Origin of the sequence: Cupriavidus yeoncheonensis, assembly GCF_905397275.1 — a bacterium.
GTDB lineage: Bacteria > Pseudomonadota > Gammaproteobacteria > Burkholderiales > Burkholderiaceae > Cupriavidus > Cupriavidus yeoncheonensis.
Genome location: NZ_CAJPUY010000028.1, coordinates 21,904 through 45,852, shown reverse-complemented (window position 1 = coordinate 45,852; position 23,949 = coordinate 21,904). Strand labels below are relative to the sequence as shown.

25 protein-coding genes and 1 pseudogene are annotated in these 23,949 nt (G+C 64.3%); 12 read left to right on the top strand and 14 right to left on the bottom strand.

What is annotated here, in order from left to right; genetic code table 11:
- Positions 1 to 17: 17 nt before the first annotated feature.
- The 3 genes and pseudogenes from KHO22_RS28275 to KHO22_RS32940 form a co-directional block, all read left to right on the top strand.
- Entirely contained in the window at positions 18 to 905 is an 888-nt protein-coding gene (locus tag KHO22_RS28275) for a phage integrase N-terminal domain-containing protein (protein WP_211950489.1), read from the top strand.
- A gap of 106 nt (positions 906 to 1,011) precedes the next feature.
- Positions 1,012 to 1,251 (top strand): hypothetical protein, encoded by a 240-nt coding sequence (locus KHO22_RS28270; protein ID WP_211950488.1) that lies wholly within the window; start codon positions 1,012 to 1,014, stop codon positions 1,249 to 1,251.
- Positions 1,250 to 1,800, top strand: a pseudogene (locus tag KHO22_RS32940) (transposase); the annotation flags it as partial. The gene KHO22_RS28270 and the pseudogene KHO22_RS32940, both read left to right, overlap by 2 nt.
- A 157-nt stretch (positions 1,801 to 1,957) precedes the next feature.
- Here KHO22_RS32940 and KHO22_RS28260 read toward each other — a convergent pair.
- The gene (locus tag KHO22_RS28260; RefSeq protein WP_211950487.1) at positions 1,958 to 2,509 is read right to left on the bottom strand and encodes a nucleoside 2-deoxyribosyltransferase; all 552 of its coding nucleotides are present in this window, start codon (positions 2,507 to 2,509) and stop codon (positions 1,958 to 1,960) included.
- Positions 2,510 to 2,642: 133 nt separating this feature from the next.
- Between KHO22_RS28260 and KHO22_RS28255 the strand changes: the two genes are divergently transcribed.
- The 5 genes from KHO22_RS28255 to KHO22_RS28235 all read left to right on the top strand — a co-directional run bounded on the left by KHO22_RS28255 (position 2,643) and on the right by KHO22_RS28235 (position 6,328).
- Positions 2,643 to 3,584 (top strand): 2-hydroxyacid dehydrogenase, encoded by a 942-nt coding sequence (locus KHO22_RS28255; RefSeq protein WP_211950486.1) that lies wholly within the window; start codon positions 2,643 to 2,645, stop codon positions 3,582 to 3,584.
- Positions 3,585 to 3,647: 63 nt separating this feature from the next.
- The gene (locus KHO22_RS28250; RefSeq protein WP_211950485.1) at positions 3,648 to 3,842 is read left to right on the top strand and encodes a DUF1059 domain-containing protein; all 195 of its coding nucleotides are present in this window, start codon (positions 3,648 to 3,650) and stop codon (positions 3,840 to 3,842) included.
- A gap of 244 nt (positions 3,843 to 4,086) precedes the next feature.
- A complete protein-coding gene (gene modA, locus KHO22_RS28245) occupies positions 4,087 to 4,863 on the top strand; it encodes a molybdate ABC transporter substrate-binding protein (RefSeq protein WP_230427072.1) in 777 nt (258 codons plus the stop codon).
- An 18-nt stretch (positions 4,864 to 4,881) separates the two neighbouring features.
- Positions 4,882 to 5,598 (top strand): molybdate ABC transporter permease subunit, encoded by a 717-nt coding sequence (gene modB / locus KHO22_RS28240; RefSeq protein ID WP_211950483.1) that lies wholly within the window; start codon positions 4,882 to 4,884, stop codon positions 5,596 to 5,598.
- 7 nt (positions 5,599 to 5,605) lie between these two features.
- Entirely contained in the window at positions 5,606 to 6,328 is a 723-nt protein-coding gene (locus KHO22_RS28235; RefSeq protein WP_211950482.1) for an ATP-binding cassette domain-containing protein, read from the top strand.
- Here KHO22_RS28235 and KHO22_RS28230 read toward each other — a convergent pair.
- The 4 genes from KHO22_RS28230 to KHO22_RS32750 all read right to left on the bottom strand — a co-directional run bounded on the left by KHO22_RS28230 (position 6,298) and on the right by KHO22_RS32750 (position 8,601).
- Positions 6,298 to 6,837: a class IV adenylate cyclase gene (locus KHO22_RS28230; protein ID WP_211950481.1), complete on the bottom strand. Its 540-nt coding sequence runs from the start codon at positions 6,835 to 6,837 to the stop codon at positions 6,298 to 6,300. The genes KHO22_RS28235 and KHO22_RS28230 overlap by 31 nt on opposite strands.
- A 23-nt stretch (positions 6,838 to 6,860) precedes the next feature.
- On the bottom strand, positions 6,861 to 7,460 hold the full coding sequence (locus tag KHO22_RS28225) for a LysE/ArgO family amino acid transporter (RefSeq protein WP_211950480.1): 600 nt from the start codon (positions 7,458 to 7,460) through the stop codon (positions 6,861 to 6,863).
- A 75-nt stretch (positions 7,461 to 7,535) separates the two neighbouring features.
- Entirely contained in the window at positions 7,536 to 8,330 is a 795-nt protein-coding gene (locus KHO22_RS28220) for a TOBE domain-containing protein (RefSeq protein WP_211950479.1), read from the bottom strand.
- 67 nt (positions 8,331 to 8,397) lie between these two features.
- Positions 8,398 to 8,601: a transposase family protein gene (locus tag KHO22_RS32750; protein WP_211950478.1), complete on the bottom strand. Its 204-nt coding sequence runs from the start codon at positions 8,599 to 8,601 to the stop codon at positions 8,398 to 8,400.
- Positions 8,602 to 9,192: 591 nt separating this feature from the next.
- On the opposite strand from KHO22_RS32750, the gene KHO22_RS28210 reads away from it, so the two are divergent.
- Positions 9,193 to 11,073, top strand: coding sequence for an IS200/IS605 family accessory protein TnpB-related protein (locus KHO22_RS28210; RefSeq protein WP_211950477.1), 1,881 nt, complete (start codon positions 9,193 to 9,195; stop codon positions 11,071 to 11,073).
- A 54-nt stretch (positions 11,074 to 11,127) separates the two neighbouring features.
- Here KHO22_RS28210 and KHO22_RS28205 read toward each other — a convergent pair whose 3' ends face one another.
- The 3 genes from KHO22_RS28205 to KHO22_RS28195 are packed head-to-tail and all read right to left on the bottom strand — an operon-like array spanning position 11,128 to position 14,619.
- Complete coding sequence (locus KHO22_RS28205) at positions 11,128 to 11,385, bottom strand: RNA recognition motif domain-containing protein (protein WP_211950476.1); 258 nt, start codon at positions 11,383 to 11,385, stop codon at positions 11,128 to 11,130.
- A 33-nt stretch (positions 11,386 to 11,418) separates the two neighbouring features.
- On the bottom strand, positions 11,419 to 12,198 hold the full coding sequence (gene fabI, locus KHO22_RS28200; protein ID WP_211950475.1) for an enoyl-ACP reductase FabI: 780 nt from the start codon (positions 12,196 to 12,198) through the stop codon (positions 11,419 to 11,421).
- Positions 12,199 to 12,240: 42 nt separating this feature from the next.
- A complete protein-coding gene (locus KHO22_RS28195; protein ID WP_211950474.1) occupies positions 12,241 to 14,619 on the bottom strand; it encodes a DUF3141 domain-containing protein in 2,379 nt (792 codons plus the stop codon).
- A 299-nt stretch (positions 14,620 to 14,918) separates the two neighbouring features.
- Here KHO22_RS28195 and KHO22_RS28190 point away from each other — a divergent pair, with 299 nt between their 5' ends.
- Both KHO22_RS28190 and KHO22_RS28185 read left to right on the top strand, forming a co-directional pair.
- Positions 14,919 to 15,899 carry a phosphate acetyltransferase gene (locus tag KHO22_RS28190; RefSeq protein ID WP_230427071.1) on the top strand — a complete coding sequence of 327 codons (981 nt, stop codon included), beginning with the start codon at positions 14,919 to 14,921 and terminating at the stop codon, positions 15,897 to 15,899.
- 35 nt (positions 15,900 to 15,934) lie between these two features.
- Entirely contained in the window at positions 15,935 to 17,158 is a 1,224-nt protein-coding gene (locus KHO22_RS28185; RefSeq protein WP_211950472.1) for an acetate/propionate family kinase, read from the top strand.
- A 48-nt stretch (positions 17,159 to 17,206) separates the two neighbouring features.
- Here the strand turns inward: KHO22_RS28185 and KHO22_RS28180 are convergent, their stop codons facing one another.
- Entirely contained in the window at positions 17,207 to 18,037 is an 831-nt protein-coding gene (locus KHO22_RS28180; RefSeq protein WP_211950471.1) for a tyrosine-protein phosphatase, read from the bottom strand.
- 63 nt (positions 18,038 to 18,100) lie between these two features.
- The gene (locus KHO22_RS28175) at positions 18,101 to 18,367 is read right to left on the bottom strand and encodes an RNA-binding protein (RefSeq protein ID WP_211950470.1); all 267 of its coding nucleotides are present in this window, start codon (positions 18,365 to 18,367) and stop codon (positions 18,101 to 18,103) included.
- A 320-nt stretch (positions 18,368 to 18,687) separates the two neighbouring features.
- On the opposite strand from KHO22_RS28175, the gene KHO22_RS28170 reads away from it, so the two are divergent.
- Positions 18,688 to 19,383 (top strand): transglycosylase domain-containing protein, encoded by a 696-nt coding sequence (locus KHO22_RS28170; RefSeq protein ID WP_211950469.1) that lies wholly within the window; start codon positions 18,688 to 18,690, stop codon positions 19,381 to 19,383.
- Positions 19,384 to 19,465: 82 nt separating this feature from the next.
- Here KHO22_RS28170 and KHO22_RS28165 read toward each other — a convergent pair whose 3' ends face one another.
- The 4 genes from KHO22_RS28165 to KHO22_RS28150 all read right to left on the bottom strand — a co-directional run bounded on the left by KHO22_RS28165 (position 19,466) and on the right by KHO22_RS28150 (position 23,757).
- Positions 19,466 to 19,873, bottom strand: coding sequence for a RidA family protein (locus tag KHO22_RS28165; RefSeq protein WP_211950468.1), 408 nt, complete (start codon positions 19,871 to 19,873; stop codon positions 19,466 to 19,468).
- Between the two features lie 127 nt (positions 19,874 to 20,000).
- Positions 20,001 to 20,957, bottom strand: a complete 957-nt coding sequence (locus KHO22_RS28160) for a Bug family tripartite tricarboxylate transporter substrate binding protein (protein WP_211950467.1) — start codon at positions 20,955 to 20,957, stop codon at positions 20,001 to 20,003.
- A 41-nt stretch (positions 20,958 to 20,998) separates the two neighbouring features.
- Positions 20,999 to 22,432, bottom strand: coding sequence for an argininosuccinate lyase (gene argH / locus KHO22_RS28155; protein ID WP_230427069.1), 1,434 nt, complete (start codon positions 22,430 to 22,432; stop codon positions 20,999 to 21,001).
- 359 nt (positions 22,433 to 22,791) lie between these two features.
- On the bottom strand, positions 22,792 to 23,757 hold the full coding sequence (locus KHO22_RS28150) for a LysR substrate-binding domain-containing protein (protein ID WP_230427068.1): 966 nt from the start codon (positions 23,755 to 23,757) through the stop codon (positions 22,792 to 22,794).
- Positions 23,758 to 23,949: the final 192 nt, after the last annotated feature.

Below are 23,949 nucleotides of genomic sequence, written 5' to 3'. Positions count from 1 at the left end.
ACAAAGTGAGGAATCCAATGAAATTCGATATTTTTGTAGACCTAATGCGCTTGGTTAAGCGCAATCGTGATGGCTCTTATGCAACACAAGCGTCCCGAAAGGAAGTGCTCGCCCAGGTGGCGCATGACCTGAAAGACATGGGCTTTCGCACTCTTCCTGCGACTGGTTTGAAGCCAAAGCATGTTGCTGCACTAGTTGAGCGCTGGCAGACCGTTGGGATTGCCGTGAATACGATGAAAAACCGTATGTCACATATACGGTGGTGGGCAGAGAAGGTTGGTAAACAGAATTGCGTCCCCCGCGCCAATAAGGATTTGGGTATTGGTCGGCGCCGGTATGTCACCAACATTTCAAAGGCATTGGTGCTTGCTCCTGGCGATCTCGAGAAGATTACCGATGAGCGAGTGCGCTGTTCCGTCGAATTGCAGCAGGCTTTTGGACTTCGTCGAGAAGAATGCCTCAAATTTCAGGCAAATTATGCCCTGGCAGGTCTGACAGTGGATGAAATACAGGAGATTCACCTTAAGGCCTCCTGGTGTAAGGGCGGCCGGGAGCGCGTTTTGCCAATTACCGATGAAGATCAGCGGCCTGTGCTTGCGAGAGCGGCCGCATTCTGTGGAAGCGGATCGATGATCCCTACAGAGCTCAAATATATCCACCAACTCCGTCGCTATAAATCGACGATTGAAAAGGCTGGCTTGTCAAAGTTGCACGGACTTCGGCATGCATATGCCCAGCGACGTTACCACCAGCTCACTGGCTGGCCAGCTCCTGCCGCAGGTGGCCCAGTTTCGAAACAGCTCACGGAGCAACAGCGGGCAGTGGATCGTGCAGCGCGACTGCAGGTTTCAGCAGAGCTAGGTCACAAGCGCGAGGAAATTACAGCCGTTTATTTGGGCCGCTAAGGCGTTGCCTGACCCTGCTCACCCCTAGGATATAACAGCGGCGCCTCATCTTCAGGCAACAATGTGTATTTCCTTTTTGATCTAATCGATATGAAGGAGAGATCCTTTGACTGATCTATTCGAACAAGAATTCATGGGCTTGCTTTCCCGTGGTTTGGTGGAATTTGTCGAGCTGTTGCCCGCGCCGGACGGCTGGTACGTGCGCATCAACGGTTTCCAATGGTTGCGCTCTCGTCAACAACATCCGCACCGTTTTGATCACTTGGAAAACACCTTGAGGTATCTACACCAATTGGGCTGCCCGCGTGTGATGGTGAGTCTGGATCGTTGGCCCAGCGCATCATAGTCCGCCGGCGGACGTAAAGATCGTCGTGAGCTGCGAGGCCGGCCCGGACGCGTTCTGGATATGTCGCGCGCTGCAGGCGCGCGGCATCGACTGCTACGCTGAGATCCGGCCAGCATTCCGGTCGCGCGCCACAGGCGTCGCGCGAAGGCCGACCGGCTCGATGCCATCAACCTGGTGATCAACCTGCGTGCATGGCTGCGCGGCGAGCGTGGCCGCATGCGCTGCCGCCCGAGTTGCGTGAGCGGCTGCCGCGCGAATGCGAACGGCTGGCACTGGCGGAGCAGCAGCTCGTTGCCCTCGAGAAAGCGCGGCAGGCGAGCCTCGCGGCGCCCCCGCGCGCGAGCGAAGTGATGCCCTAGCGCGCCTGAAGGAGATTGGCGAAGCAGGCCATCAGCAAAGGGGCAACCAGCGGGTATGGGCGCCCCCGGTCGAGATGGTTTGGACCTGGCTGCGCTGCCAGCCCGGCAGCGCACTGACGCAGTGGTTCAACCAGCGCACGCAGGGACGGGACCCAATGGCCGCGCGCGGCGCATCGCAATCGTCGCAGTAGGCCTAAGTGATCGCTTGCCTTGACGCAGGGGTCGAGCCGCTGCTGGCGCTCAAGAGGGAGTCGCATCATGCCCCCGTGCCGGAGCGCTTCGCACGCGATTCGTTCGAACTCAAGTCAGACAGAATCTAGCAAGGCAAAGAAACCTCCCTGCCTGCATCAGTCATCCGCATCGCGCAACGCCGCATCCCTCTCCCGCCGCACCGTATGCCTGCGCTCAGCATCCACCATAGCTTGCAGGCACTCCTTCGGCCCACCACGCACGAGCTTGGCCGGACAGGCCAGCATCAGGTTCTTCGGCAACCCAAAATCTTCGACCAGATATCCCTGCTTATCCCGAGCATGTCCGCGATCATCAATGCTCGCGATCACGCGTTCACGCAGCGATCCATCCTCACCATAGTAGCCCCACACCGGCTTCTGCAACGCCACGGCAAAGCCCACTTCAAAGGCAGTGCCAGAATCCGGCTCCCCGGGCCCACGGAAATCGCCGAGGTTGGCCATGACCATATCGGCGCGCCGGATCAGCGCGATATTGGCGTCGTAGATCCAGCGAGCCGTGTCCGGCCCGGACATCCCCGCAGGTGCCGCCTTGTCGAGCGGATACAGCCCTTCAAAACCATACTCGGTGCATAGCGCCTTGAGCTGCCCGCCCCATTCAACAGCATCTTCACGGAACACATCGAAACCGGCCAGATAGAGGGTCTTCATGGCATGGGCGCGTACGCGCAACGTTGATCATCAAGGCTGCCAGCATAGCCCAGCAAGCCCGCCCGTGGCCGGCAAGGCTGGCAGCCCTGCGCTACCATTGCCGTTCCGTCCCCCCCGAATCCGCTCCCCTTCCATGTCCGCATTCCAGATCCTCCAGGTCGGCCCGCTGGCGCCGCCAACCAACCTCACCCTGCAGGAGCGTTTCGGCGCCGTCGCGCTGTGGCAGCAGGCCGATCCTCTCGCCTGGGCGCGCGAGCATGGCGGCGCGGTGCGCGTCGTGGTGACCTCTGCCCGGCACGGTTGCACCGCTGCGCTGATCGCCGCGCTGCCCCGCCTGGAGGCCATTGTCAGCTTCGGCGTTGGCTACGACTCGATCGCGCTCGACGCAGCCCTCGCCCGCGGCATCCAGGTCAGCAACACACCCGATGTACTCAATGACTGCGTGGCCGACCTGGCCTTCGGCCTGCTGATCGACGCCGCGCGCGGCATCGCTTACGGCGACCGCTTCGTGCGCGCGCAGCGCTGGCCGCAAGGCGGCTTTCCGCTGACCACCCGGGTATCGGGCAAGAAACTCGGCATCCTCGGCCTGGGCCGCATCGGCGAGATCGTCGCGCGCCGCGCGGGCGGCTTCGACATGGAGATCGCCTACCACAACCGCCGCCAGCGCGACGGCGCGCCGTGGCGCTTCGAACCTGACCTGAAAGCGCTGGCCACATGGTCCGACTTCCTGGTGGTGGCCTGCGTGGGCGGCCCGGAAACCGAGGGCCTGGTCTCGCGCGAGATCATCGAGGCACTGGGACCCAAGGGGATCCTCGTCAACGTCTCGCGCGGCAGCGTGATCGACGAAGCCGCCATGGTGGCGGCGCTGGCCGACGGCAAGCTCGGCGGCGCAGGCCTTGACGTATTCCGCGACGAGCCCAATGCCCCGCCGGCGCTGCTGGCGCTCGACAACGTCGTGCTCGCACCGCACATGGCCAGCGGCACGCATGAAACGCGCGCCGCCATGACCGCCCTGACGCTGGAGAACCTGGAGGCGTTCCTGGCCACCGGCAAGGTGCTCAATCCCGTTCTGTAAAACCTGCCAACCCGCGCCCTATACTTGGAAACGCCGGCCGCCATGCCGGCGTCAGGAGGTAATATGGGACGCAAGTATGTCGATTGCCGCGAGTATCCGAGCGACATCGGCTGCACGGTTGCACTCAGCGCCGACAGCGAAGATGAACTGCTCGAAGCCGCGGTCCAGCATGCCGTGGCGGTGCACCAGCATCAGGACACCCCTGAGCTGCGCACGCAGCTGAAAACCATGTTCAAGGACGGCGCACCGCCGGCCTGAACGTACCGGCGCGCCGATCCCGGCGCGCCTTCCTTCTCCCCTTCCACTATTTCCGTTCTGTGCGGCATTCGCCGCCCGTGATGTCCGGCTTGTGCCGTCGCCAATACCCATGCCAGCCATCATGGCGCAAGATTGACGTCTCGCTATATACAGCCGTATATTGCGCCTGACAGTACACCCGAAGCCATGCGCGCGCACGTGCGCTCCCAGGAACCTTCCGATGCAGACTTCCCGATCCGACCGCATGCCGGGCACGGCTTTCCGGCGCCGCGCCGTTCATTTCGCCAGCGCCGCGCTGGCCGCCCTGGCGCTGGCCGCACCGCCCGCGTTCGGTGCCGACCTGGTGGTGTCGGCAGCCGCGAGCCTGACCAATGCGTTCAAGACGCTGGCCGAATCATTCGAAAAGGCCCACCCGGACACCAAGGTTGTGCTCAACTTTGGCGCGTCCGACGTGCTGATGCAGCAGATCATCAAGGGCGCGCCGGCCGACGTGTTTGCCTCGGCCGACCAGGAAGCGATGAACAAGGCCGAGGCCGAGAAGGTCGTGGCCACGGCCTCGCGCCGCGATTTCGCCGCCAACCAGGTCGTGCTGATCGTGCCGAACGACAGCAAGCTCCATATCAGCGCGCTGCAGGACCTGACCAAGCCCGATGTGAAGCGCATTGCCTTCGGCAACCCGGCATCGGTGCCGGTGGGCCGCTACACCAAGGGCGCGCTCGAAGCCGCCGGCCTGTGGGACGCCGTCTCCGCCAAGGGCGTGCTCGCGCAGAACGTGCGCCAGAGCCTGGACTATGTGGCGCGTGGCGAGGTCGAAGCGGGCTTTGTCTTCGCCTCCGACGCGGCGGTCATGCCTGACAAGGTCAAGGTGGCCGTGCGCGTGCCCAGCCGCACGCCGGTGACCTACCCCATCGCCGTGACGAGCCTGACCAAACAGAACACGCAAGCCACGGCCTTTGTGAGCTACGTGCTGTCGGCGGAAGGCCAGGCGATCCTGGCGCGCTACGGCTTCCAGAAGCCCTGATCCGGATCGACGCATACCATGGACGCTGTCTGGGTGCCGCTGCTGCTGTCGCTGAAAGTCGCGGGCTGGGCCACCGTGCTCAACGCCGTGCTGGGCGTGGCCGCGGCCTACGCGCTGGCGCGCTGGCGCTCCCCGGCGCGCGATGTGGTGGATGCCGTGCTGACGCTGCCGCTGGTGTTGCCGCCGACGGTGCTCGGCTACTACCTGCTGGTGCTGGTGGGCCGGCGCGGCGTGTTCGGCGAATGGCTCGGCAAGCTCGGCATCGAACTGGTGTTCACCTGGCAGGGGGCGGTGCTGGCATCGACCATCGTCGCCTTTCCGCTGGTGCTGAAATCGGCGCGCGCCGCGTTTGAGGGCGTGGACCATCAGCTTGAAAACGCCGCGCGCGTGCTCGGCGTGCCGGAGGCGGCCATCTTCTTCCGCGTCACGCTGCCGCTGGCCGCGCGCGGTATCATTGCCGGCGTGCTGCTGGCCTTCGCACGTGCGCTGGGAGAGTTCGGCGCCACGCTGATGGTCGCCGGCAACCTGCCGGGCCGCACGCAGACGCTTTCGGTCGCCATCTACGAGGCCGTTCAGGCCGGCGACGACAATACCGCCAACCTGCTGGTGCTGGTCACTTCGGTCACCTGCATACTGATCCTGGTCGTGGCGGGACGGCTGGTGCCGGCCGCGGCGCGCAACCCGGCTGAAATCTACGAACGCGGGCGCCTGCGGCGCACGCGCCCGGCGCAGTGAGGCAGCCATGAGCATGCAGGTCAGCATCCGGAAGCGCATGGTCTCGGCCGACCGTCATTTCGAGCTGGACATCGCCTTCGATTCGGCCAGCCGCCGCATCGCCGTGTTCGGCCCGTCCGGCGCCGGCAAGAGCCTGACACTGCGCGCCATCGCCGGGCTGCTGATGCCGGATTCCGGACACATCGTGCTGAATGGCCGCACGCTGTTCGATGCCGAGGCCGGCATCAACGTGCCTCCGCAAGAGCGCCGCGTGGCCTACCTGTTCCAGGAATATGCGCTGTTCCCGCACCTGACCGTGGGGCAGAACATCGCCTTCGGCCTGTCAAAGAGCTGGCGCAATCCGCGCCGCAGCGCCACGCATCCGGAGACGGATCGCTGGATCCAGGCTTTCGGCCTGCGCGAGATCGTCGGCAACTATCCCGCCGAGATTTCCGGCGGGCAGAAGCAGCGCGTGGCGCTGGCGCGCGCGCTGGTGGCCAAGCCCGATATCGTGCTGCTCGACGAACCGTTCTCGGCACTCGACCCCGCGCTGCGCCTGCGCATGCGCGAAGAACTACGCGCTTTGCAGGCCAGCCTGGACGTGCCGATGCTGGTTATCTCACATGATCCTGCCGACGTGGAAGCGCTCGGCGAACACGTGCTGGAGATCCGCGAAGGCAAGATCTACGGCAGCGGCAACGCGCGCCAGCACCCGCCCGTCTACGCCCCGCTGCGCGCCGGCGTAGTCTGAGCCGCGCGCAGCAGGTCGACATATGCGCCCTCCAGCAGGGCGCCTGCTCCCACCCCCAACTGGTCCAGCAAGCCGTGCGCTTCCGCCACGCCGGCGGCTACGTTCTCGTTGTCGGCCAGCACCACCTCAAGCTCCAGGAACTCGCCGAGTCCTTCCACGCGGTCCAGGTGAACGCGCGTGCGGCCCACCAGGTACAGCGTGCGCACCTTGCGCACGCGCCCCGCTTCGCCGTGGGCTGCAACCAGCAAGGCACGCAGCGTATCGGGCGATGCCGTCGGGGAAAGAATGTAAAAGCTTTCCTTGGGGCCCGCCTGGTCATACCGCGCGTAGAAGATCAGCTCGCCGCGGTCGGCACTGAACGCCCTGAGCTTCAGCCGGCCGTTGGGGCACGGGAAGAAGGTGTCGTCCTGCTCGATCCGTTCCGGTCCGCCGGTTGCCAGCGCCGCAACATGCGGCTCGATTGCGTCGATGCTGTCGAGACGCGCCTTGATTTCAACATTCCTTGCCATGGGTACCTGCCTTGATTGCGTGTTCAGCCCAGCAGCAGCTTCGCTGCGATCGCCAACATGGTGACGCCAATCACCACTTCGAGCACCTGCCACGCGCGCGGCCGCGCGAACACCTGCCGCAGCAGCGCGGCGCCATAGCCCAGCGCGAAGAAGAACAGGAACGACGCCGTCATCGCGCCCGTGGCGAACTGCATCTCGCGGCCGTGGAACTGCGTGGAGACCGAGCCGATCAGCATCACCGTGTCGAGATAGACGTGGGGATTGAGCCAGGTGAACGCCAGGCAGACACCGAGTGTCGCCAGCAGCGGCCGAGGCTCGGCATTGCTCGGATCGAGCACAGCCGACGAGTGCAGCGCGGCCAGGAAGCTGCGCGCGCCATACCAGATCAGGAACGCTGCGCCGCCATAGCGCATGGCCGCGCCAAGCCACGGCAGCTGTCGGATCATGACCGCAAAACCCGAGACGCCAGCCAGGATCAACAGCGCATCGGACAACGCGCAAACGAAGCAGACCCAGAACACATGCTCGCGGCACAGTCCCTGCCGCAGCACGAAGGCATTCTGCGAACCGATCGCAAGGATCAGGGAAAAGCCAAGGGAAAAGCCGGCCAGCGAGGCGTCCATGTACAGGGATGTCGGGTCATGCGTCGAAGCCCGACATTATGGACGACCCAATGCGCGTTACGCAGGCGGCCCCGCCTATCCGACCACGCCCAGGATCACGGCCGATGCCTTGAAGATCGCCAGGGCGCGCACACCCTCGGCCAGGCCAAGCGTCTGCACGCTTTCGTTGGTGACGATGGCCGCCACGCTGCCGCCGCCGTCGAGATCGAGCACCACTTCGGCATTGACCGCACCGGGAACAACACGCGACACCACGCCGGGCAGCTGGTTGCGGGCGGACAGGCGCAGGCCGGGGTCCGGCAGGCCGATCAGGACCGACGATGCCTTGATCAGCGCAAACGCCTCCACGCCGGGCTTCAGCTCCAGCGTCTCGACGCTTTCATGCGTGATGGTCGACACGATGGTCTGCCCGCCCGGCAAGGCCAGCACCACCTCGTCGTTGACGGCGCCGCCACGGACGCTCTCGACCTTGCCGAACAGCTTGTTGCGCGCACTGGTGCGGATCATGAAACGCCTCATCACGTTAAGGTCTTCGGCCGCAGCATCGCCCAGGCGGCCAAGGTGGGCGACGAAGCGCCGGTGTTCTTCCTCAAGCGCCCGATAGGTGCGGATCAGCTGCTCGGCGCGTTCGGTGAGGCGCGTGCCGCCGCCGCCCTTGCCACCCGCGGCGCGCACCACGAGCGGTTCGCCGGCGCTGTTGTTCATGGCGTCGATGGCGTCCCAGGCGGCCTTGTAGCTGATGCCCACGGCACGGGCCGCGGCCGTGATCGAACCGTGTTCACCGATGGCGGCCAGCAGCGCGATGCGGTCCTTGCCGCCCCAGTCCTGCGAGCCGGAGCGGAACCAGATGGCACCCTGGAGTTCAAGCATGGCGTGAGTGGCGCCGCCCGGCAAAGGCGGCGCGACAGAGTCGGAATGCGGCTATGGTAAGGCAGTCTCATATTTCCCGCGCGAGATTATGAAGCACGGCCAACGCCTTCACGACAACCCCTAGCTTCGACCAAATGGTAGGGAAGATGCCGGCAATGACCCGCCAGCATTTCAGCCGGGCGAACACATGTTCAATGCGAACCCGTACCCTGGAGATCTGGCGATTGCGCTCTTTTTGCGGCGTGCTTGTCCGAGTGGTAGGCGGACTCATTGCGCTTGGTCGGCCGAAAGAGTGTGACGCCTTCCCCATGACCTCCGGCGTACGCCTTATCGCCCAGGACCACCACATCGCCGAGTGCAAACCTTGGTGCCTCCGTGTCCCAGATCCGCTTGTCATGCACCGAGCCAGGATAGCTGTCGCTTGGCGCCGTTGGCGGTAGCCACTACCTGAACCTTGGCGCACCGGTGATGTTTGTGCCCTAAGTACGCTTTGACATCGGACGAACCGATCCAAACGCTGGTGGTCTCTACGATCAGCATCTGGGCCGATGGCTGGCCGAACCCGGCATGCGCTAAGCATCGGACGACGCGGGGGATCGCCCGCGCCGTCGTTGCAACCGGCAAGCCCGTGAGCGCTGCAATCTCTCTTACCGTTAGATTGAGTCGCCACTTCAAGAGCGTCGCGATGGCCTGGATACGAAGACTGTGCTTGGGCGGTCTTCCGCGTCCGCGCACCTGAGATGCGATGCATCGAACCACGACCTCGATCTGCGCGGCACGCGCAGCCCGTGATGCTCTCAAATAGTTGCGTGAGATTCCTGCGTGGATACAATCGGGACATGATTGAATTGAGTCAGGCCACATGAACGAGAGCGACCCACAACACGTTGACGATAAGCCGATGAAGGCTTACGTTCAGCGCGCGCTCGTTCTCGATAAGCCTGGCGCTGCATTGAACGCCGTTTGCTTGGCGCTCGGCCTGCAGTGCAAGAACCTCTATAACACCGCCCACTTCGCTGTCAACAACGTGACCACCGCCTACGACAGAGTCGATGGTGGATACCGAGTCAAGGACGATTTGCACGAGCATCAGCGTGTGGCGATCGAGCGCGTCAATGTTGCGATTGATCGGATCAACTCGGCGCGACGCGACAAGCATGAGTCAGAGGTCGCATCGGCCTATCCGGGGGCGAAGACACCTGAACTGAAACTCGTCGCAAGGCTGGAGACTTTCTCTCTTAGTCCGCTCGGCTCGCTGCTCGATATCACCGTCCTAGACAACGTGCTAAGGGCGTGGCCAGGCATGGACGGCACTGCGGTCTATGGGCGCCTTCCAGCCGCGGCTGCCCAGCAGGTATTGCGACGCTACAAGGCAGCGTGGGCAGGCTATTTCAACTCGCTAGCTAAGTTCGTTGCTGGCGGCGCCGGTTTCACGGGAAAACCTCGCTCGCCGTCGTATCTGGCCGGCAATAGCCGCTACGTGCTGGAAATCCCACTCGCCCAGATTGGGCGAACCCTCATTGGGCTGGGTGACAAGGTGATCCCGGTGGATATGGCGGAAACGCTTGCGCTCACCGCCGAAGAGATGGCGGCGTGGAACACCTATCCAATTCTGGAGGTGATCGAGCGAGCGCTCATGCGGCGCGGGTTCGGCTCCGGAACGCCCCAACACCTGCGAATCGTCCCCACCGGGCAAGGCGTGAAGTTCGAGGCAGTGGTGCGCGTGCCGCGGGAGTTCGATCAGAACTCGCCGCTGGCCATGCTGGAGCAAGAGCTCGCTGCGCAACTGGTCACGGCCAAGGGCAAGGCGCTGACGCCGGCCAAGCGCAACGATGTGTTCGTGTGCGCCCTATCGGAGCACGAGAATATGCCTTCAGCCGGGATCGACTTAGGCGTCAATAATATGGCGACGGTCGCTTATACGACCGGCAGCCATGCCCACGTCGTGAGTTCCGGCAGATTCGAGGTCGTCATGGGTCGGCAGGACGCGCGGATCGACCGTCTGAAGTCGGTGTTGATGACGCCTGAACTCCGCGCGCTGCAGGCCAAGATGGATGAAGCAAAGCAGCGAGGCGAGAGGCTGTCGCGCGGTGACCAGATGGTGTTGCGCAAAGGCATGAAGGCGCTCTATGCAGACCCCGCATATCTGGAGGCGCAACGCCGTCGAGCCCAATGGCTCAACGACTTCCTGCACAAGTTGAGCAACAACCTCGTTCGCAACTGCGCAACGCGCGGTGTGCAGGTCATCGTCATTGGACAGAACAAGGGTTGGAAGAATGGCGGCGACATGGGCACCACCCAGAATCGACGCTTCCGCACTATCCCGCACGCCAGATTGATTGAGCTGATCCGCTACAAGGCCGAACAGCAGGGCATTGTCGTCGTTACCACCGAGGAGTCCTACACAAGCAAGACGAGTTTCGTGAATAACGAGCCGCTTCGCAAACACAGCGGAAAGAAGAAATCGAAGGCAGCAGCAGAGAAATCAGCATCGACGAAAGTCGAGCCCGAGCAGACCTCGCCGGCCCACGAGCCGTTGGGGAGGCGTCTGAAGGACGAACGAAACACGTTTGTCAACGCCCATCAGACCGGACGCCTGGCCAGGGTACACGCTGACGTCAATGCAGCCTTCAACATAATGAGAAAGGTGTTCCAGCGGATGGCCTATCACGCAGGCCTGACCCTGAAATACACCGTCATGCGCCTCAGTCCGCGGCTGGGGCTCGTTCAAGCAGAAATTTAGGGTCCGAGTGGCGCCGGACAATTATGAGACAAGCCAGGTAATCGCTTTGCGCCGTCAGTCCGGCGACTCCGGCTCCTGATGCGCGGGGATGTACCAGTGCATGCGCCCGCCGGCAAAGACCTGGCGGTCCAACTGGCGCAGCAGGCTCCACGCCATGAAATGGTCGACCGCGAGGTCCACCCAGGCCCACGGGCGTTCGGGATCGCCGTCGCGGACGATCTCCACGGAGTTGACCGGCGCATGCTGCGCGAGGATGTCGCGCAGCATCGCTTCGGTGACGTTGCGGTGCAGGCCGCGAATCAGTATCTGCATGGTGCCGGTGGCCGTGGTGCGCGCCGGGCGCGCTCAGGCCATGATGTGCACGCCGCCATCGACGTACACCGTGTTGCCGGAGAGCCGCCGGGCAAAAGGCGTTGCCAGATAGGCCGTGGCAAAGCCCACATCCATGATGTCGACCAGCTCGCCGAGCGGCGCGCGCCCCGCAGCCTCTGCCAGCATAAGGTCGAAGTCCTTCAGGCCCGATGCCGCGCGCGTCTTGAGCGGTCCCGGCGAAATCGCATGCACTCGGATGCCGCGCGGCCCCAGTTCATGCGCGAGGTAGCGGCAGCTCGCCTCCAGCGCCGCCTTGACCGGACCCATCAGGTCGTAGTTGGGCACCACGCGGTTGGCGCCTTCATAGCTCATGGCGAACAGCGTGCCGCCTTCGGTCATCAGCGGCGCCGCGCGCCGCGCCATGCGGATGAACGAGTGGCACGAGATATCCATCGCGCGCGCGAAGCCCGCCGCGGAGGAGTTGATCAGGCCGCCCTGCAGGTCTTCTTTCGGCGCGAACGCCACCGAGTGCACGACGGCGTCGAGCCGGCCCCAGTCGCTGGCAATGCGCGCGAACAGCGCGTCCATCTGCGCGTCGTCCTCGACATTGAGCGGCATCAGGATCGGCGCCTGCACCGCTTCGGCCAGCGGCGCGACGTGGGGATGGGCCTTGTCGTTGAGATAGGTCAGCGCGATGTCCGCGCCCAGCTCGCGAAAGGCGCGCGCGCACCCCCAGGCGATGGACTCGGCATTGGCCACGCCGACAATCAGCACGCGCGCGCCGGCCAGCGGCGGATTCGATACCTGCACCATGGCGGACTCCCGGAAACGTTGATGGTCAGTGTGTGCGCATTGCTACGCGCTGTGGCCGCCGGCACCGCGCTTGCCGCCGGTGGCCGGATGGCTTGCCTCCGGACGCGCCACGCGCGCGCGCCCGTTGCCGGCGTTGCCGGTTTTCGCGGCCGGGACCACGGTCACCGCGGCGGGCTGTGCCCCGCCATGCGCGTGGTCAGTGCCCAGCACATCGGCCACTTCGCGGTAGTGCGCCAGGCGCTCGCCCTCCAGCGGCGCGATCACGGTCAGCACGCGATGCGCGGCCACCATCAGCCTGCGGCGCTCGTCCTGTTCCGGCACCATCTGCGGCAGCGCTTCCAGCGCGCGCTGGCGGTCAAGCTGCACGATGAAGGTCTGCTGCCGCACCAGCGACTTGAACTCGGCCAGCGTCAGGCGGCCGCGCCCTTCCGGCTGCTCGCGCGCCATCTGGCGCAGCAGGTTGAACGGACGTTCCTCGATCGCCGCACCGGCATCCGCCACATAGGCCAGCACGCGAACGAAGGCTTCGTGCATGCCGCCCTGCCCGATGGCAGCCTGGGCATCCTGCAGACGCCGCTGCGCCAGCTCCTTGCGCAGCTGCACCGTCACCGGCGATTCCAGGTTGACGGGCGCCTGCGCTGTCATGCCCACCAGCGCCGCCATCATCGGCGACTGGTACATCGCTTCGAATACCTGCTCGTACCAGGCATCGCGCGCATCGCGGTATTGGTCCAGCGCCACGGTGATCTGCGCCGACACCGCATGCTCCATCGTCAGGAACGGGTTGTCCTGCGAGACGGCATGACGGTGCTCGCGCACCACCGGCGCCAGCGCGCCGATCCATGCCATCCACGGATTGGCGTCGGTGGCCACCGAGCGCTCCAGGCGCGACGGGTGGATCTCGCGCGCGGCCTCCGCGGTGAGTTCGCTCGATGCCGCGCGCACCAGCGGCGACGCGAAGGTGTCGTAGAGGTGCTGGTTGACCTCGGAGATGCGGCGCACCACCTCGAACGCGCGCTCGTCCTCGCGGCCGTCATCGAGCGCAAGGATGTCCGCGATCTTGCGGCGCTCAAAGCGCACCAGGTAGCGCCCTTCGATCAGGTCGCGGTGCGGCGTGCCGGGCGCGATATCCTCGATCTTCGCCTCGTACAGCCCGGGCGGCAGCACGTCGATCAGGTCCAGCGCGCAGAACAGTTCGCTGTGCTCGCGGTTGGCCACGCCCGCCGACACGAAGATGCCCAGGTGCCCCACGGTCGGATGCAGGCAGTAGACGATGACCTGGTCATTGGCGATCAGTTCCTCGTCGGTGGCGTACAGGTCCGGAATCCAGTTCAGTGCCTGCTGCGGCGGCGTGATGTTGTCCCCCCATGACGCGAACACGATCACCGGCGAACGAATACTACGCAGGTCCACCACGGTCTTGCCGTCGGCGCTGCGCACCTGGCCGGCGGTCAGGCGGTTGCCGACGAACAGGTTCTGCACGATCCAGTCGATCTCTTCCCGGTTCATCAGGAAGTGCCCGCCCCACCAGCGCTCGAACTCCAGGAAGCGCGGGCCTTCGGTGTCGGCCTTGGCGTAGACGTTGTAGAGCTTGCCCCAGAGCGTGTTGGAAGGATTGAGCCGCTCGAAGTTCTGCACGAGCCAGGCGCCGTCGAAACGGCCATTGCCCATGTCCGCCGTCAGCGATGCCAGCCACGACCCGCCCAACAGGCCGCCGCTGTAGCGCATCGGGTTGGTGCCGCGCTTGCCGGACCAGTACGCCAGCGGCGCGCCGGCCACCAGCAGCGGGCCGACCGCGTCCGGCGCCACGGCAGCGAGGATCATCAGCGCCCAGCCCGCCTGGCAGTTGCCGACCACGAATGGCTTGCCCGGTGCATCGGGGTGGCGTTCGTTGATGATCTGCAGGAAGCCCGCCTCGGCGCGCGCGACGGCCTCGATGGTCTGGCCCGGGCACGGATCGCGGAAGAACGTGATGAAGTAGCACGGATGTCCGGTGCGCAGCGCGATGCCGATCTCGCTGTCGGCCTTGAAGCCGCCGATGCCGGGGCCGTGTCCGGCGCGCGGATCGATCACGACGAACGGGCGCTTGGCGGGATCGGTCGGCATGCTGGCCGGCGGGATGATGCGCAGCAGCGCGTAGTTGACCGGCTGGGGCAGCGTGCGCGCGTCGGCGAGCATCTCGTGGTCGAACACGAGCACGGCCGGCATACCCTCGCGTTCGTGCTCGGACGATTCGTTGCCGCGCTGGCGCAGGATGTCGAGCAACAGGACCGAGCGCTGCCAGGCATCGACCCCGTATTCGAGCGCAGCCAAAGGCCACGCGGCGAATGGAGCAAAAGCGCCGAACTGCGCCAGTGCGCCGGTGGTTTCAGGCTGGCCAGGCTTGTCGTTGGACAGGCCGCCGGTTTCGCTAGCTGACATTCCACTTCCCCTGTTGGCATCGGGTGGGTGCGCCACGCATGCCGGAGCAGTCCCTCGGGGATGATCCGGAAGTGACGCGTTGTGCTTTGCAGCAAAAACAAGACTACCAGCGCGCGGTGTCAATGGCAACCGCGCCATGCAGCCCGCCGCGTGCAGCCAGCGGCAGCCTCGCAGTGCCCTCTCCGAGTCATCGAAAGGCAAGATTCGTCGCCTATACTGGGCCCGATGCGCCTTGCGCAGTGCAACATGCTGCGCCGAACCCAGCCTACGGATCCGCCATGACTGCCGCTTCGCCTGCCATGTCCACGCTTTCCGAATCCGCCGGTGCGCCGGCGTCCGGCCACGCCGGCACCGACAAGTACGCCGTCCTGCTGGCGCGCTGCGCCGGCCTGCCGCCCATCCCCACTGCGGTGGCGCACCCATGCGACGCGTCATCGCTGAGCGGCGCGCTGGAAGCTGCCGCGCTTGGCCTGATCGTGCCGATCCTGGTTGGCCCGGCGGCACGCATCCGCCAGGTCGCCGCCGAACATGGGCTGGCGCTGGGCGATACCGCCATCATCGATGCGCCGCACAGCCATGCATCCGCCCAGCTCGCGGTCGCGGCCGTGCGCAACGGCGATGCCGAGCTTCTGATGAAGGGCAGCCTGCACACCGACGAACTGCTGCACGAGGTCACTGCCGCGGCCAGCGGATTGCGCACGGGCCGGCGCCTGTCGCATGTGTTCGCGATGGACGTGCCCAGCTACCACAAGCCGCTGTTCATCACCGACGCCGCGGTGAACATCTTCCCCACGCTCAACGACAAGGCCGACATCTGCCGCAATGCCATCGACCTGGTGCGCGTGCTCGGCATCGATCGCCCCAAGGTGGCGATCCTGTCCGCCGTGGAAACCGTGACCGACAAGATCCCGTCCACCATCGATGCCGCGGCGCTGTGCACGATGAGCCGGCGCGGGCAGATCAACGGCGCGCTGCTCGACGGCCCGCTCGCGTTCGACAACGCCATCAGCCGCGAAGCCGCGGTCACCAAGGGCATCGACTCGGAAGTCGCCGGCGATCCCGACATCCTGCTCGTGCCCGACCTGGAAGCCGGCAACATGCTGGCCAAGCAGCTCACCTTCCTGGCCGGCGCCGAAGCCGCGGGCATTGTGCTGGGCGCGCGCGTGCCCATCATCCTGACCAGCCGTGCCGACAGCGTGCGCGCGCGCATCGGCAGTTGCGCCATCGCGGTACTGCTGGCGCACGCGCGCCGCAGCGCCGAGGCTGCCGTGAGCGTCTGAGCCGCCCCACCAACCTAATGCGGAGTGCATCGAGCGTGAGTACCCCTCATCCCGTCATCCTCGTCGTCAATGCCGGCTCGTCGAGCGTCAAGGTATCGGTCTACACCGTCCCTGAAGCCGCGCACGAAAATGCCGATATCAACCCGGTGCTGAGCGCGAACGGCCAGATCGAAGGCATCGGCGTCGCGCCGCGGCTGCGCGCCAGCATGGCCGACGGCCACGTCGTCGCCGACGAGTCCTTTCCGGTGTCGCAGGTTTCCGACCATGACGCCGCGTTCCGCCTGGTGCGGCTGGTGCTGAGCATCGGCCTGCGCGACAACCCACCGGTGGCGGTCGGCCACCGCGTGGTGCACGGCGGCAGCGACTTCTCGCAGGCCGTGTGCATCGACGATGACGTGATCGCGCGGCTCGAAGCGCTGATCCCGCTGGCGCCGCTGCACCAGCCGCACAACCTCACCGCCATCCGCGCGGTACGCAAGGCCGCACCGGACCTGCTGCAGGTGGCCTGCTTCGACACGGCCTTCCACGCCGGCCACGACATGCTCGCGCAACTGATGGCGCTGCCCTACTCGTACTACGAACGCGGCATCCGGCGCTACGGCTTCCACGGCCTGTCCTACGAGTACATCGCGCGGCGGCTGACCCAGGTGGCGCCGGACCTGGCCGAGGGGCGCGTGATCGTCGCGCACCTCGGCAATGGCGCGAGCCTTTGCGCCATGCACGGCGGGCGCAGCGTGGACAGCACCATGGGACTGACCGCGCTGGACGGCATGCCCATGGGCACGCGCTGCGGCTCGATCGACCCGGGAGTGGTGCTGTGGCTCGCGCAGCAGGGCATGACCGCCGATGCGATCCAGTCGATGCTGTACGGGGAATCGGGCCTCAAGGGGCTGTCCGGCGTCAGCAGCGACATGCGCGCGCTGCTGACCAGCGACGAGCCGCGCGCGCGGCTGGCGGTGGACTTCTACGCGCTGCGCGCCGCGCAGGAAATCGGCAAGCTCGCCGTCACGCTCGGGGGGCTCGATGCGCTGGTGTTCACTGCGGGGATCGGCGCCAACTCACCCGCGGTGCGGTCACGCATCTGCGCGCATCTGGAAACGCTGTTCGGCATCAGTCTCGATGCCGGGGCCAATGAGGAGAACGGGCAACGGATCAGCAGCAATGGCAGCCGCGTGCCGGTGCTGGTGTTGCCGACCGACGAGGAAGGGATCGTGGCATTGAGCACGGCCCGGATCATGAGGGAATGCGGGCGGCGATGAGGCCCTGCCGACCGGTGACGATGGCGCCCTGGGCAGGCGCCGCGTCCATCACCCTTCCAGGTAATATCCCCTGACTCCGTCCACATCCACGGCCAGCCCCTCGGAAAGATAGCGCTCCATATCGCCGTAGGCTTCCTCGATCGCTTCCATGGACGCCTGCAGATAGCTGGTCCGCACCTCAAGCAACGGCATCATGACTTCCGGCCGGATGCCGAACTGCGCGATGCGTTCCAGCGCCTGCGTGTTGAAGCCCGCATTGCGCTGGTTGGATTCGAGGTAATTGGCAAGGATATCGTCCTGCCCCACGCCAAGCGCCGAGAGCAGCAGCAGCGAGGCAAAGCCCGTGCGGTCCTTGCCAGCGGTGCAGTGATACAGCAGCGTCTTGCCCGCCTGCGCATTGCGCATGAAACCCCCGAAGACCCGCCGGTAGCGCACCGGGAAATCGCGATAGACGCCGAGCATGAATGCATCCACGTCCTCGGGCGTGCTTTCGCGCAGGCGCGGCATCAGGACGTCCATGGCCATGCTCCCTTCGAGCACCGGCATCGCGATCCAGTTGAAGCGCTGGCCGAAGGGCGCTTCATCCGCCGACTTCTCCCCCGGCGAGCGGAAGTCCACCACCATGTCGAGCCCCAGTCCCTGCAGCCGCTCGATGTCGGCACCGCATGCGAGGGCCGGATTGCCGCTGCGGTACAGGCGGCCGTGTCGTACACGGCGGCCGCCGGCGCCGACAAGGCCGCCCAGGTCTCGCGCGTTGCTGACGGTCTCGAGTTGCAGTTCACTACCGATCCCGGCGGGCCCGGATGGCACCACCGTATGCAGGCCTGGCGCATGCAATGCCCGCATGCTGCCGGCCCAGCTCAACCATTGGCTGATCATCTGTTGTCCTTTTGTCTGTCTTCTCTGGCGCGATCTGTCCGCGCCGCGCTCCGGGCGATCGCGTCAGGCCGCTGCCGGCGCCGCGTTGCGGCCGCGATAGGCCGGCACGTACCAGCGCAGATGGCAGCCGGCAATGTAGCGGCCATCCAGGCGCGCCACCAGCTTCCACACCGTCAGCGCGCCCGCCGCGATGTCGACCCATGCCCAGGGGTGCTTCGGATCGCCTTCGCGCACCAGTTCCACCGCGCGCACATCCGCGTAGGGCTTCAGCGCCGCACGCAACGTTGCGGCGTCAACGCCGGGCCGGAGACCTCGCACTAAAACTTTCATGATCGACTCCTGATTATTTCAGACCACTCCCGCGCACGCGTCACCTGCCGGTTTCCCGCATTGCGCCGAACCACCAGCCATGCCGCTCTGCCCTTGCCGCATGCGCCTTTACAGGTGAGACGCCACGGGTGCGCAAGGATTCCCGCATCGGCCGGAGTCTTGATCTTGATCACGGCGGCCGCAATTCGCAGCCGGAATTGCGAGGCGGTGTCGAACGGGACAAGTGCAATCACGATCACCCTGCCGATGGCCGCCGCGCTATCGCGGCCGCATGAAGGGGTCTCGACCGGCGACCGAGCCGGGCTGGCACAATACGCGGCATGAAAAGTCTCTGGTCCGCCTTTGTCAAACTGCTGGTGCTCGCCATCGTCGGCGGCGCGCTGCTCGCCACGGTTGCCGTGCTGATGGCCAACCGCCAGTTACCGTCGCTCGATGCGCTGACCGCGTTCCGCAGCACGCCCGACTACGTTCCCCTGCGCGACTTCCCGCGCGACCTGGCCGCCGCGGTGGTCGCCATCGAGGATGAGCGCTTCTACCTCCATGACGGCATCGACTACGTGGGCGTGATCCGCGCCGGCGTAGCCAATCTCTCCGACGAGCTGTCGCAGGGCGCGTCCACCATCACCATGCAGGTAGCGCGCAACTTCTTCCTGTCGCGCCAGAAGACCTATACGCGCAAGCTCTACGAAGTGCTGCTGTCGTACCGGATCGAGCATGCGATGAGCAAGGACGAGATTCTCGAGCTGTATATGAACAAGATCTACCTCGGGCAGGGGGCGTATGGATTTGCCGACGCGGCGCGGGTGTATTTCGGGAAATCGCTCGAACAACTGACGCTGGCCGAATGCGCAATGCTGGCCGGCCTGCCCAAGGCACCTTCCGCCAACAATCCGGTGGTCAACCCGCGGCGGGCGCGGCAGCGGCAGGCTTATATCCTGCATCGGATGCTGGAGCTGGGGAAGATTTCGAGGGGCGAATATGATGGGGCGTTGCTGGAGCCGATGAGGTTGAGGTAAGGGGTGGGGATTATTTGAGGGGTGTTGCCCTTGGCGGCGTGTGTTCGCCGGCTTTCGGCCAGTGGCCAATTGGGGAATACGCTCACGTTGCAGTCGAATCTCGCTTCACTGCCACGCATTTGATCTCGACCAGCAAGCCGGGATGTGCCAGTTCGGACACACCTATCGAGGTCCATGCGCATGTGCCGCGTGGAAAGACTCGATTCTTCACTTCGCGGAAGATGGGCATATGCCTGTTCATCTGCACGTGGTACGTCGTCATATCGACAACATCTTCAAAACTGCACCCGGCCTCTTCCAGCACCGCTCGCAGATTCTCCCAGCACGCCAGGAACTGCGCCTCGGGATCAGCGATGACTTCGAGGTCAACGGTACGCCCGACCTGTCCAGCGCAGAAAACGGAGGCGCCTATCTTTACAGCGGGTATATAGCCGGCACGCTTCACGATGCATTGCATCGTCGGTGGCACGATCAGTTCGCGGTCTGTCATGTGTATATCCGTTAAGAATGCTTCAGTCTCCCCAAGATCGGAAATGATCAAAAAAAGCCCTCCGCGCGGGAGGGCCCAGTACTGCTCAATGCTTCGGAAGACGTCCAGGCTTCGGCAGTGTGCCGGATCAGTCCAGCGAGATCCTGGCGTGGTCGATCACCTCACGCCAGCGTTTCCCTTCCCTTTCTATCAGCTGCGTCATGTCCGTACTGGCGCCGGGGTATGGTCGGGCGCCTTGCTCCGCCAGTTGGGAAATGAAGCGCTTGTCTTTGGTCATGATCAGCAAAGTATCCTGAAGCTTCTTCACTACCTCAGGCCTGGTACCGGCAGGTGCCATCAGGCCGTACCACGATTCGACAACCGCGTCCTTTACGCCTGCTTCGGCGAAGGTAGGCACGTCGGGAATAGCAGGATCGCGCTTTTCGCTGGCGACAGCCAGCAGGCGGACCTTACCTGCCTTCGCAAAGGGAAGCACGTTCGGCAGATTCGCGAAGATCAGTTGTACCTGCCCGGAGAGCAAGTCGACGCCTGCAGGACCAGCTCCCTTGTACGGTACGTGTACGAAGTTGGCTCCCGTCCTGGACATGAACAGCTCGCCGATGAGGTGATTGATGGAGCCCATCCCCGCTGAAGCCATGTTCAGCTTGCCGGGATTCGCCTTCGAATAGCTGATCAGCTCCGAGACGTTCTTTGCGGGTGTCTTGCTGGATACGGCCAGCACATTCGACACTGTCGAGAACATCGCGACAGGAATGAGCTTCCTGGGATCGTACGATAGCCGCTTGGTAAGCAGAGGCTGAACGGCTTGTCCCATCGAACCCAGCAACAGGGTATATCCATCGGGGGCAGCCTTGGCGACGAATCCCGCACCAATTGCACCACCGGCCCCGGCCTTGTTGTCGACGACAACTGGCTGACCGAGCCTTTCCCCCAGATGCTCGGCTACCAGGCGGCCCATCATGTTCACCGTACCGCCAGCCGCAAAGGGCACGACCAGCATGATTGGCTTCGATGGATAGGTCTCCGCGCGAACACCCACGGAAAGCGCGGCGACCGACATGAAAACTGCGACAGACTTCAACATGACCTGCGTCTCCTTAAGCATCTTGTCTTCGGCAGGACGCCTTAGGCAACCAGTTTGACAACAGCCTCGATGAGCATCTGCTGCGAACGATTCAATTGGTTACGCGCCATACTGACCCATTGTTGATCTGCGGCTCGCGCTTGCGCCGCCCCTTCGAGCAATCGTGCGACCTGGTGCGGCCCGATGCTTCCATCGGTAATCCGGGTCTCGACAAAGCGGCGCGGATCAAGCGCTTCCCGTACGGCGGAGTCGCCCAGGTTCAGCGCGATACCGGCCGTTTCGAGCGCAGCCTCGTCGAGACGGGCACTGGTCAATTGATCCGGGCGCAGTCCCTGCGCCACGCAGTTGCGCACCGCACGGGCGACGATGTGGTGCACCTGGCGGAAGGACAGGCCTCGCTCACACACGATGACGTCCGCGAGGTTGCTTGCGGTGCACCAACTGCCCTTGATCGATTCGGCCATGCGGTCCTGGTGCACGATCAGCGTTTCGATGACCCCCGTGAACAAATCGAGCATGCTCTCGGTCGTCGACAACGCTTCATCGATTTGAGAGACGGTGCGCATTGCCTGGTCGCCCGTCCCCTCGGCCCGAAACGTCGCCAGCGCGGCGCCGAGCCACGTTACCGCAGGGCCGGCCGCCTTCCTGATGGTCTCCAGGGCTACCGGGTTCTTCTTCTGCGGGAAGATGCTGCTCGTGCCACAGTAGCTGTCATCGCATTCGACCATTCCGAATTCGGTGCTGGACCAGATATGCAGATCGGTAGCCAGATCGTTCAGGTCGGCCATGATGAAGGACAACGCGCCAATCGCCTCTGCCGCGTCAAAGGCTTCACGACCAAGCTTCGAGTTTTCGACCTGGCCATCGAATCCAAGCAGTTCCGTGGTTCGCGCGCGGTTCAGCGGCCACGACGTGCCGGAAAGACCCACCGTGCCCAACGGATTGCGGTTGACGCGCCTGTAGGCTTGAGCCAGACGCTCAAAGCTGTCATGCAGGCGAGAACTGAAGCTGAGGAGATAGTGTCCGAAGACCCACGGCTGTGCCTGCTGCATATGCGTGTAGCCGGGCATGATGGTGTGAGCATGGCGGCGCGCCTGCTCGGCGACTGCACCCTGGAACTCGTTCAGCCGGTCCATCACATCCAGGATGCGGTTCCGCTTGTACAGGCGGCGCACGGTAGCGCCTTGATCGATCCGGCTGCGGCCTGTGTGCATCTGGCCACCGACATCCTCGCCAATCGCGCTGAAGAGATACGACTCGATCTGCAACAGGAAGCTGCCTTTGCGCGCGTCCACTGGAAACTCCGCAGGCTCCATGTGCCGAATGGTCAGCAATTGCTCCAGGATCGCGCGTCCGGTGTCCGCCGAAACAATGCCTTCCTCCACGAGCATGGTGGTATGGGCAAGATCAACGGCGACGAACTCGTGAAACTGCCTGCGTTCGCGCTCGAGTCCCGGCAGGGCGTAGTGCTTCATCAGCCGGGAGGCAGGGGGCGAGCTTAGCCGGGCTTCGGCAAGTAGTGTTTCGTGGGAAGTCGTGGATGTCATGGCATTAAGTGAGGCAATTTGCGCGAGCCGTGAGGCGGCGCTTCTGTACCCAGCTAAAAACGAATCGGAAGGGGCCTCACCAGGCGCGCTCAAGAAGGTCGAGCAGGTCAGTCCTGCCAGTCCGATTCCATGACTAGATGATGAATTTTTGGTCAGGCACGCACAACTACAGACGGAGTTGGACGCGCATAAGAGATTCTTCTGCTCGCACAATAGTTTGTGGCGCGAAAGACCTACCGGTGCCTCGCTGTTGAGGAAATGGATAGTCCGGTGGAGCGTGCCGAGGACTAGGGCATAGCCACGTTGGCTTTGAAGAGTGCCTTGACCACTTTGATGAAGTCGTCAACAACCTTTGATCGCGGTTGATGGGAAGGCAGAGCGATGGAAAAGTGAAACTCCACGGCTGGCGATAAAGGACGCCAGACCACGCCCGGTTCGCGCACCCTGCGAGCGGTGAAGGGGTCGACCACAGTCAGGCCGAGGCCGCCTGCCACCAGACTGCACGCCACGTGACCGAGCGATGTGACCACCGAGCGTTTGCATGTCACGCCGGCGGCCTCGAGTTCCATCTCCAGTCGCATACGTACCGGGCTATTGCGGCTCAGGGAGATAAGCGGCTCATCCTGCAGGTCAGTGATCTTTAGTGACTTCTTGCGGGCCAAAGCATGGCCCCGAGGGAGGACGCAGACGGCCGCGACGCTTGGCAACGGGGAAACATCCACTCCCGGGTACTCGTTGCCGGACATCTGCACAAAGCCGACATCGATCTGGTGTGCAGCGGCCAGCTCCAGCACGCCCAGGGAGTTTCGAACGTCGAGCGAGATGTCCAGATCTGGGCGCGAGAGTGAAAACTCCCTGATTCCTTCGCTGAGCAAGCTCAAGCCCAACGTATGCATGGATGCAACACGCAAGGTACCCACGCGCGCTGACTTGAGGTCCATCGCCACGCGCTCGATCTGCTCCATACCCTGATAGAACCGGTCCACCTCCCGGAACAGCCGCTGGGCTTCCGCGCCCGGGATGAGGCGATTGCCTTCCCGCCGGAACAGACGGACTTCCAGTCTCTTTTCCAGATCCCTGATGAGTGCGCTCACCGCCGGCTGACTGATCTTCAGCAGTTCGGCGGCAACAGTCATGCTGCCGGAAACCATGACACTGCGGAAGGCTTCGAGTTGACGAGGGTTCAGTTGCATGGGTAGCTGGCGGAGGACGTTCGGGCAAGGGTAATCAACGTCGCACACAGCTGCAAGCATCAGATCTCCTTATGCGCGTCCAACCCCGGCTGGGGTTGTCCGGCGAGAGACGCGAGAGTCAGAATCCTGCCGACGGCGTTCCAGAGCCTGTCGAACCAGAAAAACAAAAGCCTTGCGAAGTCGCCATCCACGCTGCCGGCGCAAACATGCGCCGCAATTCCCTGGGACAGAGCCGTCCCGACCCATGAGGAG